This is a genomic window from Microvirga solisilvae (assembly GCF_022808595.1).
GTDB lineage: Bacteria > Pseudomonadota > Alphaproteobacteria > Rhizobiales > Beijerinckiaceae > Microvirga > Microvirga solisilvae.
In genome coordinates this window covers 522,070-543,983 of the sequence record NZ_JAKUCN010000001.1, presented here as the reverse complement: position 1 = coordinate 543,983, position 21,914 = coordinate 522,070, and the positions used below count along the sequence as shown (strand labels likewise).

The window sequence follows — 21,914 nt, the reverse complement described above, 5'->3', positions numbered from 1 at the left end:
AGCCGCCGTTTTGCCGAAAGATTGTTAGGCCTTCTTGAGGCCGGCCTGGGCGGCCACTTCGGCCGCGAAGTCAGGAGCCTCTTCCTTCTCGATGCCCTCGCCGAGAGCATAGCGGACGAAGCCCTTCAGGGTGACCGGCTTGCCGGCCTTCGCCTCGGCTTCCTTGAGCACCTGGGTCACGGTCTTCGAGGAATCGTGCACGAAGGGCTGCTCGAGGAGCGTGACTTCCTTGAAGTAGCTCTTCAGGCCGCTCTCGATGATCTTCTGCATGACGTTGTCCGGCTTGCCGGCATTCTTGTCGCGCAGGATCGCGCTCTCGCGCTCGATCGTGGCGGCATCGACGCCCGAAGCGTCCAGAGCAACCGGGTTCGTGGCGGCCACGTGCATGGCGATCTGACGGCCCAGCGTGCCGAGAACGGTGACGTCACCTTCGGACTCGAGCGCAACGAGAACGCCGATCTTGCCGAGGCCCTCGGTCACGGCATTGTGCACGTAGGTCGAAATCACGCCCTTCGAGACTTCGAGCTTCGCGATGCGGCGCAGGGTCATGTTCTCGCCGATGGTGGCGATGAGCTCCTGCAGGCGGTCCTTCACGGTCGTGGAGGAGCCCGGGAAGGTCGCGGCTTCGAGGCCTTCGATGGTGCCGTTGCCGTTCAAGCCGATCTTGGCGGCTTCGCGGACGAAGGCCTGGAAGTTGTCATTACGAGCGACGAAGTCCGTCTCCGAGTTGACCTCGAGGATGGTGGCGGTGTGACCCGACGACTCGACGGCGACGAGGCCTTCGGCAGCAACGCGGCCGGCCTTCTTAGCAGCCTTCGAGAGGCCCTTCTTGCGAAGCCAGTCGATGGCGGCTTCCATGTCGCCGTTGGTCTCGGCGAGAGCGGCCTTGCAGTCCATCATGCCGGCGCTGGTCGTCTCGCGCAGCTCCTTCACCATCGCAGCGGTAATGTTCGCCATGGTTCGTCCTTTCAGGGGTTCGTGCATACAGGGAGCCCGGCGCTCAGGGAACGCCGGGCTCAATCATTCGTTCGAGCGCCGCAGCTTTTAGAGCGGCGCCGAGAGAGACTTAAGCCGCAGCGGCTTCGATCATCGTGCGGGCCTGGTTGACCCAACCGTCGCGCTCGAGGCGGCCGTTGAGCTTCAGGTCCTTGTCGAGCTGGGCGATATCGCCAGCCTGCATGGCGGCGAGCTGCCAGTAATGGAAGATGCCAGCTTCGTTCAGCTTCTTCTCGAGCTGCGGGCCAACGCCGTTCAGCTTGGTCAGATCGTCCGGAGCGCCACGGGGAGCGGCCAGACGCTCGAACTGCTCGCCGTCATAAGCGACAGCGGCGGTGTCGGTCGCCGGAAGCTCTTCGGCCATCGGGTTCTCAGAAGCACCGATGTCGATGCCCATGTCGCCAGCACCACGGGAGATGCCGTCGAGAGCAGCGCGAGCAACGAGATCGCAATAGAGAGCGATTGCGCGGCCGGCGTCGTCGTTGGCCGGGACCGGGAAGGTGATGCCGTCCGGATCGCAGTTCGTGTCGACGATGGCGGCAACCGGGATGCCGAGGCGGTTAGCCTCCTGGATCGCCAGCTGCTCCTTGTTGGTGTCGATGACGAAGATCAGGTCGGGCGTGCCGCCCATGTCCTTGATGCCGCCGAGAGCGCGCTCGAGCTTTTCCTTCTCACGAGCGAGCATCAGGCGCTCTTTCTTCGTGAGGCCCTGGCCGCCGCCAGCGAGGATCTCGTCCACCTTGCGCAGGCGGGCGATGGAGCCGGAGATCGTCTTCCAGTTGGTGAGCATGCCGCCGAGCCAGCGGGCGTTCACGTAGTACTGAGCCGAACGCTTGGCAGCATCGGCAACGGCGTCAGCAGCCTGACGCTTCGTGCCGACGAAGAGCACGCGACCACCCTTGGCCACCGTGTCGCTGACGGCCTGGAGGGCGCGGTGCAGCATCGGGACCGACTGGGCGAGGTCGATGATGTGGATGTTGTTGCGGGTGCCGAAGATGTACTGACCCATCTTCGGGTTCCAACGGTGGGCCTGGTGGCCAAAGTGAGCGCCAGCCTCGAGAAGGCTGCGCATCGAGAATTCAGGAAGCGCCATAGTCTTTTCTCCGGTTATGCCTCCGCGGAACAGTGGACCGGACTTTCCGGCCACCGGGGGTTCCTCATGAGCTTATGAGGGGATTCCGCGTGTGGGATGGGGGCGCATATAGGGGTAAATGGCTCGAAACGCAAGTTGAAAGAGCGGAGCTTCCCTCCCCACGCAGGCGAAATCTCCCGCCCCCTCGAAGATATTACCTTCATGCGCATAAAACACGTCAAATATCAATGGTTTAGCGCCAACTCTCGCCAGGAAGCGACAGGGTGCGTCTGGAGCTGAATTCCCTGCCGAGTCCAGACAGGATGAGGATGACCGGCCCTAGAAGGACGAGCCCGGCAAGCATCGCCCAGGCTTCGTTCGTGGCAGCAGCCAGCCCCGCGCTTTCGAGCAATGGCCGCACATATGCCTGGACCATTGGGTCGTCGGGAGACGGCAGCGGTCCGGACAGGAAGGATTCGGGGATGCCGATGGCGCGGGCTGCATCGAGATCCCCTGCCTTGAGCCGGTCGAGCAAGGCCTGGGCATGATCGGGGCCACGGGTCCAGAGAATCGTGTCGATCAAGGCAAGGCCGATCGCGCCGCCAAGGTTGCGCATGAGATTGAACAGGCTGCTCGCATCCGGCACCCGCTCGGGCGACAGATGCCCGAGGGCTACGCGAGTCGGGGGCAGAAGGCAGAGCATGATCGCGATGCCTCGGATCATTTGCGGCCAGAACATTTCGTCGAAATCGGCCTCGCGGGATTGAAAAGCGCTCAGGCCAAGGCCGACGCCGAAGAGAACGAACCCGATGATCGTCAGAGTGGTCGCGCTGATATGACGTTCCGCCCGGATGACGAGAGGAGCGCTCACGAGTTGGGCCGCCCCTGTGACCAGCATGATTTCCCCGATGCGAAGCGCTCCATGTCCCCGGACGAAGGAGAGGAAGACCGGCATGAGATAGACCGAGCCATAGAGCCCAACGCCGGTGAGGAAGCTCAGTGCGCATCCCACAGCGAGGCGCCGGTCACGCAGGTTATAGAGATCGACGATGGGCGCGTCTCTGCGCAAACTGCGAGCGACGAAAAGGCTGCCTGACATCACGCAGATAATGAAGATCGCAACGACGCTCGGCGACAACCATCCGCGATGCGGAGCCTCCTTCAATCCGATCTCCAGAGCGGCAAGAGATAAAGCGATGCTGAGCAATGCGATCCAATCGAAGGCGCGCGCAACACCAAGATCCGCACGCTCGCGCGGCAGGCAGAGCAAGCCTGTCAAACCGGCGACAAGACCTGGGGTGACATTGATCAGAAACAGCCAATGCCACGAATAAGTCTGCGTAATCCAGCCGCCGACGATCGGTCCCAAAGTCGGAGCAAGAACCGCAAGAACACCCGCGATAGTGGTCGCAACCGGCTCGACCTTCTTCGGAAAAATCAGAAAGACCGCAGAGAACACCAAGGGAATCAAGGTACCGCCCGCAAATCCCTGCAGCACCCGCCACATGGTCAATGACGCAAAACCCGTACTGCCAGCGCAACCGATGGAGGCCATCGTGAAAACGGCAATCGCCATCGCGAACAGGCCGCGCATGGTGAGCATGCGCGTCAGCCAGCCGGTCAGCGGTATGGAGATGACTTCGGCGATGAGATAGGCGGTCTGCACCCAGCTCATCTGATCGGCGGGAATGTCGAGAGCGGAGCGGATTTCCGGCAGCGAGGTCGCCACGACCTGGATGTCCAGGATCGCCATGAACATGCCGAGGCACATGGCGCAAAAGCCAGCCCATGTGCGAAACGAGACGGCTCTGTCCGGCACGCTATCCGCCGTCATCGGTCTACGTTGCCTGAAGCATGGAGAATTGTTCGAGGGCCCGCGTTTCAGCGCGGATGCGGATCCTCAGCACGGCAGCATTCACGAGCGAAAAGAAAACGGCATATCCTGGAAGTCCATAGGCCAGAGGCAGGACAGCAATCTCCGCGACGACGACGAGATAGTTCGGGTGGCTCATGAATCGATATGGACCCGCGCGAACCAGCGGAGCTTTCGGCAGGACGACGATGCGCGTGGTCCAGCGCTCTCCCAGTGAGGCCAAAACCCAGATCCGCGCGGCCTGCAAAGAGATATAGACTCCAGCCCAACCAGGTATCAGAGGGCGATCCCAAGCCAAGGCCCAAAGGCCGAGAAGCCATGCGGCATGAACGAAGACAATCAGCCCGTAATGCTTTGCTCCGATCTCGATCGCTCCACGCGCCTTGAGGCGTCGCGTATTACGGCGCGCCCACATCAATTCGCCGATCCTTTGCAGCGTCACCAGGCTCAGCAGAGCAAGCCCGAGTCTCATTGATTTCGTTCCAAGACGAGGCAGGAGGCCGTGAATCCCGGTCCCATCGCGATGAGAAGACAGCGCTGGGGCAAGCCGGTGCGCAAGACCCTTTCCAGCACGAACAGAACGGTCGGAGCGGACATGTTGCCATGTGTCGCGAGGATCTCCCGTTCATGGTCGAGGGTGCCCTGGTTGAGGTGAAGCACTTTCTCGAGTGCAGTGATGATCTTCGGGCCACCCGGATGGCACACGAATCGGTCGATGGATGTAATCGGAACATCGAGCCGACGGAGGATGCCGAGAATGGCGGGCCCAAGATACGTTTCCGCGAAAGGCGGCAGCGCCCGTGCGAGAACGACGCCGAAACCATCGGGGTCGATATCCCACCCCATGATGTCGAGGGTGTCGCGCCATGTATGCTCGCCGGAGCCGCACACTGTCGCAAAACCGCCCTCTCCCGCCCTCACGACGAGCGCTGCGGCGCCATCGGCGAAAAGGGCGGTTGAAACCACATTGGCGGCGGTCAGTTTGTCCGGTCTGACCGCCAAAGTGGACAGCTCGACGGTTACGAACAGGATGTTGCGTCCCGGAGAAGCCGTCGCCAGGCGCGTGGCAAGGGCTAGCCCTGTCACTCCTGCGGCGCAGCCGAGACCGAAGACCGGAATGCGCGTCACGTCTTCCCGAAAATCGAGACGGTCGAGCAGATAGGCATCGAGGCTCGGCGTGGCGATACCAGTAGAAGAAGCGGTGACGATCGTGTCGACATCAGATCCGCTCAATCCTGCATCGGTGAGAGCCTTGCGTGCGGCTTCTTCAAAGAGATCCGCGCCGCTCTGCAGATACACTTCCGTGCGATCGGGCCAACCATGCGGCTCCAGATACCACTCAAGCGGACGCACCGCATGGCGTTGAACGACACCCGTTGTCTCAAAGACCTGCTCGACCTTGTCGAAATCGCCGAATTGCGCGCCAAAAACCTGCCGGGCAGCCGTCGCGATATCCTTCTGCGTCAGGATAAAAGGCGGAACGGCCGTCGCGAGCGACAGAAGGGCTGGGCGAGGTGCCATAGGGCATACTCACGCTTCCGCGGAAGCTCGAATTGTACCTTAAAACTCAGCCCAGCGTAACTGCGTCCGGCATGGGGCAAATAGGCGCTTAACCCGGATCGGAAGGTCAGCTCATCTGCACTTCCACCACCCCAGGCACTGCGCGCAAGGCGCCCGCGATCTGGGGGGTCGCCATGTACTTACCCGGCAGCTTCACCTCGACCTCCCGGTCGCCCTCGTCGAGAATCAGGACCAGGGAGACCTCGCCCTCGCCTCTGGCCTTCAGGCGCTCCTGGACGCTGGCGATCGGGCGCTCGTCGCGCAGGAAGATGCGCATGCCCTTCTGGTGCTTGGAGATGGCCTCCTCCAAGGGCTCTGCGGTGCCGATGCGCGCCCTCACCTCTTCGCCCTCGATGCCCGCCTGGAGCATGAGCACCACGGCGGTGCCGGGCTCCAGCACATCGCGGAAGCGCACGAGGCCTTCCGAGAAGATGATGGCTTCGAACTGGCCGGTCTGATCCGAGAGGGTGAGGATGCCCATCTTGTTGCCGGTCTTGGTGCGGCGTTCCTGCCGGTCGAGCACGGTGGCGGCCACCTTGCCGACCGAGTTGCCGGCTTTCACCGAGCGGCAGAAATCCGCCCAGGTCTGCACGCGCAGCTTCTGCAGAAGTTCGCCGTATTCATCGAGCGGATGGCCCGAGAGGAAGAAGCCGACCGCGTCGTATTCCCGCTGCAGGCGCTCGGAGGATGGCCAGGGCTCGTAGGGCGGAATGCGCAGCTGCACGTCGGCCGCGCCGCCGAACATGTCGATCATGCCGCCATTCGCCGCCTCGTAGGATTGCTGGGCCAGGCTCATCATGGCGTCGATGGAGGCGCAGGCCTTGGCGCGATCCGGCTCGATCTCATCGAAGGCGCCGGCGGCAATCAGATTTTCAATGGTGCGCTTGTTGATGGCGCGCGGATTGATGCGGCGCGCGAAATCAGCAAGGTCCTTGAACGGCTCGTCGCCCCTCGCTTCCACCACCGCCTCGATGGCCTGGCGGCCCACGCCCTTCACGGCGGCGAGCGCATAGAGGATCGAGCCCTTGCCTTCCTCGTCATAGACCACGTCGAACACCACGCCCGAGCGGTTGATGGAGGGCGGGATGACCTTGAAGCCGAGGCGCTGCGCCTCACGGCGGAATTCGGAGAGCTTATCGGTGTTGTCGAGATCGAGCGTCATGGACGCCGCCAGGAACTCCACCGGGTAGTTCGCCTTCAGATAGGCGGTCTGGTATGCGACGAGCGCGTAAGCCGCCGCGTGACTCTTGTTGAAGCCGTAATCCGCGAACTTGGCGAGCAGGTCGAAGATCTCGTTGGCCTTCGCCTTGTCGATGCCGCCCGCGACGGAGCCCGACACGAAGCGCTCGCGCTGCGCGTCCATCTCGGACTTGATCTTCTTACCCATGGCGCGGCGGAGAAGGTCTGCATCGCCGAGCGAATAGCCCGCGAGCACCTTCGCCACCTCCATCACCTGCTCCTGGTAGACGATGATGCCGAAGGTTTCGCGAAGGATCGGTTCCAGCTTGTCGTGCGGATACCAGTTTTTCTTGTTGTGTTCGTCCTTGCCGAGTTTGCGCGCGCAATAGACCGGGATGTTCGCCATCGGGCCCGGACGATAGAGCGCCACGAGGGCGATGATGTCCTCGAAACGGTCGCTCTCCATTTCGACAAGCGCCTTGCGCATGCCGACGGATTCCACCTGGAACACGCCGACCGTCTCGCCCTTGCAAAGCATTTCATAGGATTTGCGGTCATCGAGCGGCAAGGCCGACAGATCGATCTCCACGCCCGTGCGCTTGATGAGATCGACCGCCGTGCGCAGCACGGTGAGCGTCTTGAGGCCCAGGAAGTCGAACTTCACCAGACCCGCCTGCTCGACCCATTTCATGTTGTACTGGGTCACGCGCATACCGGTCTTCGGGTCTCGGTAGAGCGGCACCAGCTCCTGCAGCGGACGGTCGCCGATCACCACGCCTGCGGCGTGGGTCGAGGCATGGCGGTGCAGGCCCTCCAGCTTCTGCGCGATGTCGAGCATGCGCTTGACGACGGGCTCTTCGTCGCGCGCCGCCTGGAGCTTCGGCTCGCCCTCGATCGCCTGTTCCAGCGTTACCGGATTGGCGGGATTCTGCGGCACGAGCTTGGTGAGCTTGTCCACCTGGCCGTAGGGCATTTCGAGCACGCGGCCCACGTCGCGCAGAACGCCGCGCGCGAGCAGCGTACCGAAGGTGATGATCTGGGCGACCTGCTCTTCGCCGTAACGCTTCTGAACGTAATCAATCACGCGCTCGCGACCATCGACGCAGAAGTCGATGTCGAAGTCGGGCATCGACACGCGTTCAGGATTCAGGAAGCGCTCGAAGAGCAGGCTGAAGCGCAGCGGATCGAGATCGGTGATGGTGAGCGCGTACGCCACGAGCGAACCAGCGCCCGAACCACGGCCCGGACCAACGGGAATGTCGTGATCCTTCGCCCATTTGATGAAATCGGCCACGATCAGGAAGTAGCCGGGGAACTTCATCTTGCGGATGATGCCGACCTCGAAGGCGAGACGGTCGTGATAATCCTGTTCGGTCAGTCCCGGCGCGGGGCCGTGCGCGGCGAGGCGCTTTGCAAGCCCCTCCTCCGCTTGGCGCTGCAGTTCCTCGCCTTCATCGAGATTGGCGGCGTCCGGACCCGTGCCGAAATTCGGCAGAATGGGCTTACAGGTCCGCACGCGCGTCGAGCAACGCATGGCAATTTCGACGGTAGCGTTCAGCGCATCCGGCAGATCGTGGAACAGCTCCATCATCTGCTGGCGGGTCTTGAAGTGGTGCTCCGGCGACAGGCGACGGCGGTCGTCATTGGAGACGAGCTGGCCTTCCGCGATGGCGAGAAGCGCGTCGTGCGCTTCGTAATCCTTCGGCGAGGCGAAGAACGGCTCGTTGGCGGCAACCAGCGGCAAGCCGTTCCGGTCGGCGAGCGCGATCAGCTCGCCCTCAATCAGACGCTCCTCGTCGAGGTGGTGGCGCTGAATTTCCACATAGAGCTGATGGCCGAAGGCGTTCTTGAGAATATCGAGGCGCGCCTGCGCCAGCTCCTGGCGTCCCCCATTGCGAAGGGCGCAATCGAGAGGCCCGGTGAAACCGCCGGTCAGTGCGATGAGGCCTTCGCTATGGCGCGCCAGCAAGGGCGCGGCGAGGCGCGGTTCCTCGCCCAGCGGCACATCGAAATAGGCCGCACTGACGAGGCGCATCAGGTTCCGGTAGCCCTCCTCGTTCTGGGCGAGCAGCACAATGTTGGACGGCACCGGCACCACGCGGGCGACGGGATCGGCCTCCTCGAAGCAGACGGAAAGCTGGACGCCGGCAATGGGCTGAATGCCCGAGCCCGCCATCTTTTCCGAGAATTCGAGTGCGCCGAAGAGGTTGTTGGTGTCGGTGAGCGCGATAGCCGGTTGCTTGTCGGCTGCGGCGAGCTTCTGCAGCTGCGCGATCTTCAGCGCCCCCTCGAGCAGCGAATACGAGGAGTGGGTATGCAGGTGTACGAATCCCACGTCTTGAAGAATGCGTGCCACCGTGAACGCCTAACGAATAAAATTACAATATGATTGGACTCTGCCCGATTCCGCCAAGCTGAGCGAGCCCTGAAGCCAGCCGTAAAGGAACCCATCCCCAGGTGAATATTCAGGGATCGGCAGCCACGGGCTATTCAGAACTTATCCACAGGAGCAATCGAGCCGGGCAGGATGCCGCCTCCCTAAGCCAAGGGATGGCGGAGTTCAAGCTTTTAAGGCTCCGTTGACTCTAACCCTAGCGCCCGGATGACCCCAGCTTTACACGGAACATTCAATGAACAAGAATGAACTTATCAAGAACACGGAGATCAGACATGCTTCGCATCATTATCGAGACCGCCGCTGAAATCGCCTCTCTCGCCGTGTTCGGCTCGGCCGTCGGGATTTGGGCCCTCGTGCTCTCGCCTGTTGCATAAATCGCAGAATTCACACCGATCCACAACAATGCACAGGGCGAGCCGAAGGCCCGCCCTGGAAATGAGAACAGCGGAAGAGCGACTTGCCTTCCAGGCTCTTACGGAAGTTGGACGATTACGCCTTCGCGGATGGTCACGCGACGGTCCATGCGGGCGGCGAGTTCCAGGTTATGCGTGGCGATCAGCGCTGCAAGGCGCGAGGCACGCACAATGGCGACGAGGGTCTGAAACACCCGGTCGGCGGTATGCGGGTCGAGATTGCCCGTAGGCTCGTCCGCCAGCAGCAGGCGCGGTGCATTGGCAACCGCGCGGGCAATGGCCACACGCTGCTGCTCGCCGCCGGAGAGCTCGCCGGGTCGATGCTTCAGGCGCTTGCCCAATCCCAGGAAGGTCAGAATCTGACCGGCGCGGTCTTCAGCCTCCGGTTTCGGCAGACCGCGAATGAGCTGCGGCATCACTACATTTTCCAGCGCTGAGAGCTCGGGCAGCAGGTGGTGAAACTGGTAGACGAAGCCCAGTTCCTCGCGACGCACGCGTGTGCGCTCCTTGTCGGTCATATGCGCCGTGGGCTTGCCACCGACGAAAACCTCGCCGCCATCCGGCTTTTCGAGCAGGCCTGCCACGTGCAGAAGCGTGGACTTACCCGTGCCCGAAGGCGCGATGAGGGCCACGATCTCGCCCGGCCAGATGGCAAGCTCCGCCCCGCGCAGCACCTCCAGGAAGGTATCTCCCTGAGGGTAGCGACGCTCGACTTGGGACAGGTGAAGTGCGGGCTGGGTTTGTCCGGACGCCATATCTAACCGTAACGCAACGCTTCGACGGGATCGAGCTTCGCAGCCCGCCAGGAGGGATAGAGGGTAGCCAACAGCGACAGGACGAGAGCCATCGTGAGAACGGTCGCCACCTCACCCGGATTCACATCGGAAGGAATCTGGCTCAGGAAGCGCAATGTGGGATCCCACAGGTTCGAATTCGTCGCCCAGGACAGGAAATCCTGGATCGATTGAATATTGGCCGCGATCAGCAATCCGAGCCCGAAGCCGGCGAGCGTGCCGATCACACCGATGGATGCGCCCGTGATCAAAAAGATGCGCATGATCGCGCCGCGCGTCGCGCCCATGGTGCGCAGGATCGCGATGTCGCTCGACTTGTCCTTCACCAGCATGATGAGGCCGGAGATGATGTTGAGCGCGGCGACTAGAACGATGAGCGCGAGGATGATGAACATCACGTTCCGCTCCACCTCCAGCGCGCCGAAGAAGGTGCGGTTTCTCTGCCGCCAGTCGGTCATCATGATCGGTCTTTGCGCCGCCTCGTCGATGGCGGCGCGGGCCTGATCCACCTTGTCGGCGTTATCGAGATAGACCTCGATCAAGGGCACATCGCCCTGACGGTTGAAGTAGTTCTGTGCCTCGGTCAGCGGCATGAAGACGAAGGTGTTGTCGAACTCGGACATGCCGATCTCGAACACCGCCTTCACCGGATACCCCTTCACGCGCGGTGCGGTGCCGAAAGGCGTCGCGGCTCCACGCGGGGTGATCAGCGTCAACGTATCGCCAGCCTGGATCGAGAGCGTTTCAGCGAGACGACGACCGATGGCGACGCCCTCGCCTTCCTCGAAATTCTCGAGCGTGCCCTGGCGGATGTTGCCGGCGATATGCTCGATCTGGCGCAGGTCGTTTCCGCGAATGCCGCGCACCAGAACGCCGCTGCCGTTATATTGCGAGGAGCCGAAGGCCTGGCCTTCCACGAGCGGAATGGCGCGCTTCACGCCGGGCACGGCAGCAATGCGTGCCGCCACTTCCGGATAATCGGTGAGCGGACTCTCGATGGGCGCCACGAAGATGTGGCCGTTGATGCCCACGATCTTGTCGAGCAGTTCCTTGCGGAAGCCGTTCATGACCGAGAGCACCACGATGAGCGTCGCAACGCCCAGCATGATGCCGAGGAACGAGAAGCCCGCGATGACGGACACGAAGCCTTCCCGCCGCCGGGTGCGCAGGTAGCGCCCGGCGAGCATCCACTCGAACAGCGAGAAGGGTTTGGTTCCGGTCGGTGCTTCTTTGGCCATGGGGCTTATTTATGCGCCGTCAGCCGCGAGACCACCTCATCGACCGACAAAAGCTCACGCTCGCCGGTCGAGCGATGCTTCAGCTCCACCTTGCCCTCGGCGAGGCCCTTGGGGCCGATGAGAATCTGCCACGGCACGCCGATGAGATCGGCGGTGGCGAACTTGCCGCCCGGACGCTCGTCGCGATCGTCATAGAGCACATCGCGGCCGGCATTGGAAAGCTCGCGATAGAGCTTTTCGCTCGCCGCATCCGTGCCGGCATCGCCGACTTTGAGGTTCAGGATAGCCACATCGAATGGAGCCACGCCTTCCGGCCAGATGATGCCGTTCTCGTCATGGCTCGCCTCGATGATGGCAGCGATCAGGCGGCTCGGGCCGATACCGTAGGAGCCCATATGGACCGGCTTTTCCTGCCCGTCCGGTCCCATGACCTTCGCGCCCATGGGCTCGGAATACTTGGTGCCGAAATAGAAGATGTGGCCGACCTCGATGCCGCGCGCCGACATCTTCTTGTCGGCGGGAACGGCGTCGAAGGCAGCAGCATCATGCATCTCGGAGGTCGCGGCATAGAGCGACGTCCACTTGTCGACGGTGCTTTGCAGACCGGAGACATCATCGAAATTCGTGTCCTCGGCGGGGATCTCGTAGTCGAGATAATCCGCATGGCAGAACACTTCGCTCTCGCCCGTGGAGGCGAGAATGATGAATTCGTGGCTCAGGTTTCCGCCGATGGGGCCGGTATCGGCGCGCATCGGGATCGCCTTCAGGCCCATGCGGGCGAAGGTGCGAAGATAGGCCACGAACATCTTGTTGTAGGAATGGACGGCGCCGGCCTGATCGATATCGAAGGAATAGGCGTCCTTCATCAGGAACTCGCGCGAGCGCATGACGCCGAAGCGCGGACGCACCTCGTCACGGAACTTCCACTGGATGTGGTAGAGGTTCAGCGGCAGATCCTTGTAGGAGCGCACATAGCCCCGGAAGATCTCCGTGATCATTTCCTCGTTGGTAGGGCCGAAGAGCATCTCGCGCTCGTGCCGGTCCTGGATGCGCAGCATCTCCTTGCCATAGGCGTCGTAGCGGCCCGATTCACGCCAGAGGTCGGCGGACTGGATCGTCGGCATCAGAAGTTCGACGGCGCCGGAGCGGTTCTGCTCCTCGCGGACGATGGCGTTGACCTTGTTGAGCACCTTCAGACCCAGCGGCAGCCAGGCATAGATGCCGGCCGATTCCTGACGGATCAGGCCCGCGCGCAGCATCAGGCGGTGGGAGACGATCTCCGCCTCTTTCGGCGTCTCGCGGAGAATGGGGAGGAAGTAGCGGCTCAAACGCATAGGACGCCTTCAATATCGGTCAGAAATGGAACAACGGGTCACGACTCGTTTCCAGCACACAACACAGGCCATGGGAAAAAGACAAGCTGCCATCACGACCTGAGGGCTGCGGCGGAATGGATTAGACCAAAGATTGATACAACAAGTGCAGCAAATTGCATCATCAACTGCCCAAAAAAGGTGACACCGTAGGGGAAAGCCCCTATAAACACGTCGTAATGCTTCAGACCTTCAAAAAGGCAGAGGCTGCGGTCCGAGTTTTGGGAGGAACGCGATCCCCAGGCGCCGATCAGGCGCCGGCGCCAGAAAGCCAGGGATCATAAAACAACGCCAAAAGGCAGTTCAGGCAAGGCGAAAGCCTTGCTTTTTCTTTTGTCCAAGCCCTCTCGCACAGTCAGCTCAACCTCGCTCTGAGGAAGCTTGGAAAGGTTAAAGCCCCGCCAGCGGGAATACGGCTGCGGCGATCGCCAGGACCACGGAGGCGACGAGGCTCGTCCAGATGGCTTTTTCCTGAAGGCCATGAACGGCAGGCGCTCCAGGCTCGGAGCCGGCCACGACCTCTCCGCTTTCCGCCTGGCTGCGTACGCCGAAAGGCAGGACGGCAAAGAGCAGAATCCACCAGATCACGAAGTACAGCGCCAGTCCCCCGCTCACGCGCAGGCCGAAAAACGTCACGCCGATCGTCACGGCAATAGCGGAGATGACCACCACCGTAGCCAAGGTGGACCAGAGCGAAGCGGACAGGGCTTTTACAAGGTTTATCAACAGCTTGTCCTCAGGCTTGCTCAAGTTCGATGAGGGTTCCGTTGAAGTCCTTCGGATGCAGGAAAAGCACCGGCTTTCCGTGGGCTCCGATCTTCGGCTCGCCCGAGCCCAGCACCCTGGCCCCGGAATTCACAAGCCGGTCTCGCGCGGAGAGGATATCGTCCACCTCGTAGCAGACATGGTGGATGCCGCCGTCCGGGTTCTTCTCCAGGAACTTGCCGATGGGAGAATCCGCGCCGAGGGGTTCCAGAAGCTCGATCTTGGTATTGGGCAGCGTGATGAACACCACCGTGACGCCATGCTCGGGCAAGGCCTCCGGCGCCGACACCTCGGCCCCGAGGGTGCTGCGATAGAGGTTTGATGCCGCCGCGATGTCGCGGACGGCGATGGCGACGTGGTTCAGGCGTCCGAGCATACTGCTCCCCCTAGATCAGATTGCGGCCCTTATACCTCGATCACGAGCACATGGCAGGCGGGCTTCTTGCCCCATTCCTGGTTCACGGCGGCGCGGACGGCGCGGTGAACCGACTGCTCCACGGCGTCGGGATCGCGGCGCTTGGCTTTGGACAGGCCATCGAGGGTATCGGCCACAGTGTCAGCGATGATGTCGGTCAAATCGCGGCCCTGACGGTTCTTCTCAGGGAGACCCATGGCATCCACCACCGGATCGCCCGCAATCTCGCCCCGGTCGTCGATGGCGATCGCCACCGTCACGATGCCGGCGAAAGCGAGCTTTCGGCGCTCAGGCAGAGCACGCTCGCCCGCGGGGATGACGATGTTGCCGTCCTTGTAGACGCGGCCAGCGGGAACGGTATCGACGATCTCGGCCTTGCCGGGTGCGAGGCGCACCATGGTGCCGTTCTTCGCGCGCACCACTTCCGGCACGCCCTGCTGGCGCGCGAATTTCGCGTGCTCGGCGAGATGCAGCGGCTCGCCGTGTGCCGGAATGGCGATACGCGGCTTCGTCCACTCATACATCTTGGCGAGTTCGCCCCGACGCGGATGGCCGGAAACGTGGACAAGTTCCGTGCGGTCGGTGATGACCTCGACGCCCTGCTCGATCAGGCTATTGATGATGGAGCCCACCGCCTTCTCGTTGCCGGGAATGGCGCGCGACGAGAAGATCACGCGGTCGCCTGCGGTGAGCGCAATATCGGGATGCTCGTCTGCCGCAACGCGCGCGAGCGCAGCGCGCGGCTCGCCCTGCGATCCGGTGAGAACAGCAACGACCTTGTCGCGCGGCATGTAGCCGAAGTTCTCAACGGAGCGGAATTCGGGCAAACCTTCGAGATAGCCGCATTCCTTCGCCACTTCCGCGACGCGATCCATGGCGCGACCGACCACGACGACCTCGCGTCCGCATTCGCGCGCGGCTTCCGCGACCGAACGAATGCGCGCAACATTGGAGGCGAAGGTGGTGATCGCCACACGGTGCGGCGCATCCTTGATGAGAGCGGCAAGGTTCCTCGCCACATCAGCCTCGCTCGGGCTTTCGCCTTCGCGCACCACGTTGGTGGAGTCGCAGATGAGTGCGAGAACGCCCTCCTCGCCCAGCTTGCGGAAGGCTTCTTCCGAGGTCAGGCTGCCAAGATAAGGCGTAGGGTCGAGCTTCCAGTCGCCCGTATGCACCACGAGACCCTGTGGCGTGCGGATGGCGAGCGCATTCGATTCCGGGATGGAGTGAGCAACCGGCACATACTCGATGTCGAAGTTGCCGAGTTTCAGGCGCTGGCCGGGGGCGATCTCGTTGAGATCGATCTTCGGAGCGTTCGGCTCCGACAGGCGACGGGTTTCGAGAAGGCCGATGGCGAACTTGGTGGCATAGACCGGCGCACGCAGGCGCGGCCACATCTCGACGAGTGCGCCGATATGATCCTCATGCGCGTGGGTGATGAAAATGCCGAGCAGGTTGTGCCGCTCTTCCTCGATGAAGCGCAGATCGGGATAGACGAGGTCGATGCCGGGCAATTGCTCCTCGCTTCCGAAGCCCATGCCGCAATCGACGAGAATCCATTGCCTGTCACTCTCTGGCCCGAAGCCATAGAGGGCGGCATTCATGCCAATTTCGCCGAGCCCGCCGAGGGGTAGAAAGACCAGTTCGTCCTGGGAGGATGCCATACTTGATCAAGACCTTGTCATGCCAGCGCTACGGCTTGGCTATATCGTGTAGCAAATTGGGAAAATAAAGGTCGCCCGCATCGATCAGTTCCGCGCTGGAACCGGTTTTCAGCTGCAGGCGCCCGAAACGGTCGAGCCCTTCGAAGATACCGCGCTTCTCGCCTGAAGGAAGGCGGAGCGTCACTTCTTGCCCGATACCCGCCGCACGCTCCAGCCAAAGCCTGCGAATGGGGCCGAACGGATCGGCGACGTTCATGCGCGCCGCATTGCGCCAGGCGGCGAAGGTCTGCGCGAAGCTGGCCGACAAGGCCTGGAACATCACCTCGCGGGTCAGGCCGGGCTTGGCGTGCTGCAGGGCGAGGGCCGGATAAGGCGTGCCGGTTGGGGCGAAGGCCACGTTCACGCCCATGCCGATGACGATCGCGAGCGGGCCGTTGCTTCCGAGCCTGTGGCCTTCGAGGAGGAGACCGGAGACCTTCGCGCCGTCGAGCAGGAGATCGTTCGGCCACTTCAGGGAAAGGCGCGGCGCACCTAAGCCCGTCACCGCTTCCACGGCCTCATGCAGGGCAAGCCCCGCCACGAAGCCGAGTTGCGGCGCGTGCTGCGGCTCGCACGGATCGATCAGCAGAAGACTGGCGTAGAGATTGCCTTGGGGCGAGGACCATTGCCGGCCATGCCGCCCCCTGCCCGCGCGTTGCTCACCCGCGACGATCCAGAGCTGCCCCGGATCGCCGGAGCGAGCCGCCTGGAGCACGTCGTCGTTGGTGGAATCCGTCGCCTCGAGCGAGATGAGCCGATAGCCGGCGGCCTCGGCTTGAGGCGACAGTTTCACCATTAGAACAGCGAGCGCGCGGCAGCGCCTGCGGCTGCGACCAGCGGAGCCGGAACGATGCCGAAGAGCACCACGAAGATGCTGGAGAGGCCGAGCACGAGCTTCACGCCGACGGGCTGCGCATCATAGGCAGCGGCAGGCTCATCGAAGTACATCACCTTCACGATGCGCAGGTAGTAGTACGCACCTACCACGCTGGTCACCACGCCGATGATGGCGAGCGCCACGAGGTTGGCGTTGATGGCCGCGTTGAACACCGCGAACTTGGCAAAGAAGCCGGCGAGCGGCGGGATGCCCGCGAGCGAGAACATCATCATCGCCAGGCAGAAGGCGAGAACCGGATGCGTGCGGGCAAGGCCCGACAGATCCTCGACATTCTCATACATCACGTTGCCGCGGCGCATGCTGAGAATGACGGCGAAGGCGCCGAGCGTCATGGCGAGATAGATCGCCATGTAGACAACCACGCCCTGCACGCCTTCGACCGTGCCGGTGGCAAGGCCGATCAGCGCATAGCCGACGTTACCGATGGAGGAATAGGCCATCAGGCGCTTGATGTTGCGCTGGCCGATGGCCGCGAACGAACCCAAAGCCATGGAGGCGATGGAGATGAAGACGATGATCTGCTGCCACTGGCCAACGATGTTCGGGAAGGCATCGATGAAAACGCGGGTGGCCATGGCCATACCGGCCATCTTGGGAGCAGCGGCGAAGAAGGCCGTGACCGGGGTCGGCGAACCTTCATAGACGTCCGGCGTCCACATGTGGAACGGGACAGCGGAGATCTTGAAGGCGATACCGGCAGCAACGAACACGATGCCGACGATGGCGCCCACGCCTACCTGGCCCTGCAGAATGCCCGCGATAGCCGGGAAGGACACGTTGCCGGTGAAGCCGTAAACCAGCGATGCGCCGTAGAGCAGCATGCCCGAAGAGAGCGCGCCGAGCACGAAGTACTTCAGGCCCGCTTCCGTCGAGCGCACGTTATCGCGGTCGAATGCGGCGATCACGTAGGACGAGAGCGACAACAGTTCGAGGCCGAGATAGAGCGCGATCAGGTCGTTCGCCGAGATCACCATCATCATGCCGATGGTCGAGAGCACGATGAGGATCGGGTACTCGAAGCGGTAGATGCCCTCGCGGCGCATGTAATCCATGGACAGGATCACGCCGCCGGCGGAGGCGATCAGCGTCAGCGCCTTCATGAACTTGGCGAAGCCGTCGACCACGAAGGAGCCGCTCATGGTCTCGACGCGGGTCGAGGGCAGCATAAGCACGGCGACGAAGGCCACGGCGAGAAGCGCCAGGGCGATGATGTTCATGCCCTCTCCCGAGCGCTCGCCGCGGATTGCGCCGAACAGGACCAGGACGAGAGCGCCAGCCGCCAGAATGATCTCCGGCAGCACGGGGGCGAAATCGGGAATGGTGAGGACGGGATTCATCATGACCTCAGTGTGCTGCCACAGCAGCCGTTTTCACGGTGGAGAGCGCAGCCTGCATATTCTGAATGAGCTGATCCGTCGGCACCGCGAAGGCGTCGAGGATCGGGCCCGGCTGCACGCCGTAATAGATGATCAGCAGGATGAGCGGCGCGAAGGTGATGATCTCGCGGCGGTTCAGGTCCTTGATGGTTTGGAGCGCGGGCTTGTCGAGCTCTCCATAGACCACGCGGCGGTAGAGCCAGAGCGCGTAGGCCGCCGAGAGGATCACGCCGGTGGTAGCGAAGAAGGCCACCCAGGTGTTGGACCGGAACGCGCCCATGAGCGTCAGGAACTCACCGATGAAGCCGGAGGTGCCCGGAAGCGCCACATTGGCCATGGTGAGGATCAGGAACACAACCGCATACAGAGGCATGCGGTTTACGAGGCCGCCATAGGCCTTGATCTCGCGGGTATGCATGCGGTCATAGATCACGCCGACGCAGAGGAAGAGCGCGCCGGAGATCAGGCCGTGGGAGATCATGGTGAACATGGCGCCCTGGATGCCCTGCTCGTTCATGCTGAACAGGCCCATGGTCACGAAGCCCATATGCGCCACCGAGGAATAGGCGATGAGCTTCTTGATGTCCTCCTGCATCAGCGCGACCAGCGAGGTGTAGACGATCGCGATGACCGAGAGAGCGAACACAAAGGCCGAGAAGTACAGCGACGCGTCTGGGAACATCGGCAGCGAGACTCGGATGAAGCCATAGCCGCCCATCTTCAGAAGAACGCCTGCCAGGATCACCGAACCCGCTGTCGGCGCTTCCACGTGCGCGTCTGGCAGCCAGGTATGGACCGGCCACATGGGCATCTTCACCGCGAAAGACGCGAAGAAGGCAAGCCACAGCCAGATCTGCAGGTTATACGGGAACTTGAACGTGAGCAGCGTCGGGATATCCGTGGTGCCCGCCTGCCAGAACATGGCCATGATGGCGAGCAGCATCAGCACCGAGCCGAGCAGCGTATAGAGGAAGAACTTGAAGCTGGCGTAGATACGACGCTTGCCGCCCCAGATGCCGATGATGAGGAACATCGGAATGAGGCCAGCCTCGAAGAACAGGTAGAAGAGCACGAGATCGAGCGCGCAGAACACGCCGATCATGGTGGTCTCGAGAACGAGGAAGGCGACGTAGTATTCCTTCACCCGGTGCCCGATGGAATCCCACGAGGCCAGGATGCAGAACGGCATCAGGAACGTGGTGAGCAGGATGAGCGGCATGGAGAACCCGTCCACGCCGAGCTTGAACTTGATGGTCTCGGCCAGCCAGGGATGAACTTCCACCAGCTGGAAGGCGGCCGTTGCCGTATCGAAGCGGTTCCAGGCCACCAGCGAAAGCACGAAGGTCGCGAGCGTGGTGGCAAGCGCCGCCCAGCGCGCGTTGGAGCGGGTCGCATCGCTGTCGCCGCGAAGCGTCAGGATGAAGGCCGCGCCGACGAGCGGCAGGATGAGAAGGCCGGAGAGGATGCCGAAGCCGAACATTAGTGGGCTCCCCTGAAGAGATAGAAGGTCACGAGAGCCGCAACACCGATGAGCATCGCGAAGGCGTAGTGATAGACATAGCCGGACTGGAGCCTAACCGCTCCGCGGGTCACGTCGAGCACGCGGGCGGAGATGCCGTCAGGCCCGAGGCCGTCGATGATCTTCTGATCACCGGTGCGCCAGAAGAAGCGGCCGATGGCCATGGCGGGACGCACGAAGATGGCATCGTAGATCTCGTCGAAATACCACTTGTTGAGCAGGAAGCGGTACAGGATCGGATGATCCGCCGCGAGCCGGGCCGGCTGCTTGGCGTCGAGGATGTACATGTAATAGGCGAGCACGAAGCCGAGAGCCATCATCACGGTGGGCAGATACGGCACCCAGCCCGGGATGTGGTGCATCTCTTCGAGGATGTTGTTGTCCGGGCGGGTGAACAGCGCGCCCTTCCAGAACTCCTGATAACCGTGCCCGATGAAGGCCTCATGGAAGACGAGACCGGCAACGACGGCGCCGATGGCGAGCACGATCAGCGGCAGCACCATCACCAGCGGGCTTTCATGGGGCGTAGGAGCCCCATGGCCATGGTGGCCGTGCTCGTGGTCCGCATGGGTCGCGGGCTCCACGTCGTGGCTGTGATCGTCATGCTCCACGCCCTCGTGGTGGCCATGGGCGTGATGGTCGGCATTCGACCAGCGCGCATTGCCCTCGAAGGTCATGAAGAACAAACGCCAGGAATAGAACGAGGTCATGAAGGCCGCGACGACCGTCGCCAGGAAGGCGAAGGATCCAGCGGCGCTGTGCGAAGCGTAGGCTGCCTCGATGATCGCGTCCTTGGAATAGTAGCCTGCGGTGAACGGGAAGCCGGTGAGCGCGAGCGTACCGATCGCCATCATCGCCGTGGTGAGCGGGATGTAGCGGCGAAGGTTGCCCATGTAGCGCATGTCCTGCTCATGGTGCATGGCATGGATGACCGAGCCAGCCCCTAAGAACAGCAGCGCCTTGAAGAAGGCGTGCGTGAAGAGGTGGAACACGCCCGCGCCATAGGCGCCGACGCCGAGCGCCACGAACATGTAGCCGAGCTGCGAGCAGGTCGAATAGGCGATCACGCGCTTGATGTCGTTTTGGACAAGACCCACGGTCGCGGCGAAGAAAGCCGTAATGCCGCCGATGACAGTGACAACGGTGAGCGCGTTCGGAGCAAACTCGAAGAGCGGCGACAGGCGCGCGACCATGAACACACCGGCGGTCACCATGGTGGCGGCGTGGATGAGCGCGGAAACCGGCGTCGGGCCTTCCATCGCGTCCGGCAGCCAAGTGTGCAGCAGGAACTGCGCCGACTTGCCCATGGCGCCCATGAAGAGCAGCAGGCAGGCGATCGTCAGGGCATGCCATTCGATGCCGAGGAACATGAACTTGGCATTGGCGAACTCGGCAACGCGCGGGAAAATGGCGTCGAAGGTGACGCCGTTGAACAGCACGAAGACGGTGAAGATGCCGAGCAGGAAGCCGAAATCGCCGACGCGGTTGACGATGAAGGCCTTCATGGCCGCCGCATTGGCGGAGTCCTTCTTGTACCAGAAGCCGATAAGCAGGTAGCTCGCCAGACCCACGCCTTCCCAGCCGAAGAACATCTGGACCAGGTTGTCCGCCGTCACCAGCATGAGCATGGTGAAGGTGAAGAGCGAGAGATAGGCGAAGAAGCGCGAGCGGTGCGGATCCTCGTGCATGTAGCCGATGGAATAGAGGTGCACGAGCGCCGACACGGTGTTGACCACCACCAGCATCATGGCCGTGAGCGTGTCGATGCGGAACGCCCAATCGACCTGGAGGTCGCCGACAGACATCCACTGGGCCACCTGGACCCGGGTCGCGCCATCGCCGAAGCCCACCTGGATGAAAGCCACCCAGGACAGAACCGCCGAGATGAAGAGCAGCGCCGTGGTGATGATCTCGCTCGGGCGGTGTCCTATGACGCGTCCGAAGAGACCTGCGATGAGGAAGCCGACGAGCGGCAGGAAAACGATTGCGTGATACATGTTCGCTTACTTCGCCTTTTAGGGCTTAGCCTCTCATCGAATTGATGTCTTCAACCGCGATGGAGCCGCGGTTGCGGAAGAACACCACCAGAATGGCAAGGCCGATGGCGGCTTCCGCCGCTGCGACCGTGAGGATCAGCAGGGCAAAGACCTGTCCGACGATGTCGCCCAGATGGGTCGAGAAGGCCACCATGTTGATGTTCACCGCGAGCAGGATCAGCTCGACGGACATCAGGATGACGATGACGTTCTTGCGGTTGATGAAGATGCCGAAGACACCAAGCGTGAAGAGCACGGCGGCGACGGTGAGATAATGGCCCAGTCCGATAACCATCGCGTGTCTCC

At 62.4% G+C, this 21,914-nt stretch carries 17 protein-coding genes; all 17 read right to left on the bottom strand.

Annotated elements, in window-relative coordinates:
• Positions 1-24: 24 nt before the first annotated feature.
• The 17 genes from tsf to nuoK all read right to left on the bottom strand — a co-directional run bounded on the left by tsf (position 25) and on the right by nuoK (position 21,903).
• Positions 25-957, bottom strand: a complete 933-nt coding sequence (gene tsf, locus MJ639_RS02665; RefSeq protein ID WP_243368493.1) for a translation elongation factor Ts — start codon at positions 955-957, stop codon at positions 25-27.
• A gap of 109 nt (positions 958-1,066) precedes the next feature.
• Positions 1,067-2,089 carry a 30S ribosomal protein S2 gene (locus MJ639_RS02660; RefSeq protein WP_243368491.1) on the bottom strand — a complete coding sequence of 341 codons (1,023 nt, stop codon included), beginning with the start codon at positions 2,087-2,089 and terminating at the stop codon, positions 1,067-1,069.
• A gap of 232 nt (positions 2,090-2,321) precedes the next feature.
• Positions 2,322-3,902 (bottom strand): DHA2 family efflux MFS transporter permease subunit, encoded by a 1,581-nt coding sequence (locus MJ639_RS02655; RefSeq protein ID WP_243368489.1) that lies wholly within the window; start codon positions 3,900-3,902, stop codon positions 2,322-2,324.
• A 4-nt stretch (positions 3,903-3,906) separates the two neighbouring features.
• Positions 3,907-4,413 carry an isoprenylcysteine carboxyl methyltransferase family protein gene (locus MJ639_RS02650; RefSeq protein WP_243368487.1) on the bottom strand — a complete coding sequence of 169 codons (507 nt, stop codon included), beginning with the start codon at positions 4,411-4,413 and terminating at the stop codon, positions 3,907-3,909.
• Positions 4,410-5,462 carry a type III polyketide synthase gene (locus MJ639_RS02645; protein WP_243368485.1) on the bottom strand — a complete coding sequence of 351 codons (1,053 nt, stop codon included), beginning with the start codon at positions 5,460-5,462 and terminating at the stop codon, positions 4,410-4,412. Before MJ639_RS02645 ends, MJ639_RS02650 begins: the two co-directional genes overlap by 4 nt.
• A gap of 106 nt (positions 5,463-5,568) precedes the next feature.
• The gene (dnaE, locus tag MJ639_RS02640) at positions 5,569-9,036 is read right to left on the bottom strand and encodes a DNA polymerase III subunit alpha (protein ID WP_243368483.1); all 3,468 of its coding nucleotides are present in this window, start codon (positions 9,034-9,036) and stop codon (positions 5,569-5,571) included.
• 514 nt (positions 9,037-9,550) lie between these two features.
• Positions 9,551-10,246 (bottom strand): ABC transporter ATP-binding protein, encoded by a 696-nt coding sequence (locus tag MJ639_RS02635; RefSeq protein ID WP_243368482.1) that lies wholly within the window; start codon positions 10,244-10,246, stop codon positions 9,551-9,553.
• A 2-nt stretch (positions 10,247-10,248) separates the two neighbouring features.
• Complete coding sequence (locus MJ639_RS02630; protein ID WP_243368481.1) at positions 10,249-11,523, bottom strand: lipoprotein-releasing ABC transporter permease subunit; 1,275 nt, start codon at positions 11,521-11,523, stop codon at positions 10,249-10,251.
• Positions 11,524-11,528: 5 nt separating this feature from the next.
• Complete coding sequence (proS, locus tag MJ639_RS02625; protein ID WP_243368479.1) at positions 11,529-12,857, bottom strand: proline--tRNA ligase; 1,329 nt, start codon at positions 12,855-12,857, stop codon at positions 11,529-11,531.
• Positions 12,858-13,286: 429 nt separating this feature from the next.
• On the bottom strand, positions 13,287-13,622 hold the full coding sequence (locus MJ639_RS02620) for a DUF1467 family protein (RefSeq protein ID WP_243368477.1): 336 nt from the start codon (positions 13,620-13,622) through the stop codon (positions 13,287-13,289).
• Positions 13,623-13,632: 10 nt separating this feature from the next.
• Positions 13,633-14,037 (bottom strand): methylmalonyl-CoA epimerase, encoded by a 405-nt coding sequence (mce, locus tag MJ639_RS02615; protein ID WP_243368476.1) that lies wholly within the window; start codon positions 14,035-14,037, stop codon positions 13,633-13,635.
• A 29-nt stretch (positions 14,038-14,066) separates the two neighbouring features.
• On the bottom strand, positions 14,067-15,740 hold the full coding sequence (locus MJ639_RS02610) for a ribonuclease J (RefSeq protein ID WP_243368475.1): 1,674 nt from the start codon (positions 15,738-15,740) through the stop codon (positions 14,067-14,069).
• Between the two features lie 28 nt (positions 15,741-15,768).
• Positions 15,769-16,575 (bottom strand): biotin--[acetyl-CoA-carboxylase] ligase, encoded by an 807-nt coding sequence (locus MJ639_RS02605; RefSeq protein WP_243368474.1) that lies wholly within the window; start codon positions 16,573-16,575, stop codon positions 15,769-15,771.
• Positions 16,575-18,014: an NADH-quinone oxidoreductase subunit NuoN gene (gene nuoN, locus MJ639_RS02600; protein ID WP_243369019.1), complete on the bottom strand. Its 1,440-nt coding sequence runs from the start codon at positions 18,012-18,014 to the stop codon at positions 16,575-16,577. The genes MJ639_RS02605 and nuoN overlap by 1 nt, the downstream gene beginning before the upstream one ends.
• A 7-nt stretch (positions 18,015-18,021) precedes the next feature.
• Positions 18,022-19,533 (bottom strand): NADH-quinone oxidoreductase subunit M, encoded by a 1,512-nt coding sequence (locus MJ639_RS02595; RefSeq protein WP_243368472.1) that lies wholly within the window; start codon positions 19,531-19,533, stop codon positions 18,022-18,024.
• A complete protein-coding gene (nuoL, locus tag MJ639_RS02590; RefSeq protein ID WP_243368470.1) occupies positions 19,533-21,569 on the bottom strand; it encodes an NADH-quinone oxidoreductase subunit L in 2,037 nt (678 codons plus the stop codon). Before nuoL ends, MJ639_RS02595 begins: the two co-directional genes overlap by 1 nt.
• A 25-nt stretch (positions 21,570-21,594) precedes the next feature.
• A complete protein-coding gene (nuoK, locus tag MJ639_RS02585) occupies positions 21,595-21,903 on the bottom strand; it encodes an NADH-quinone oxidoreductase subunit NuoK (RefSeq protein ID WP_243368468.1) in 309 nt (102 codons plus the stop codon).
• Positions 21,904-21,914 lie beyond the last annotated feature (11 nt).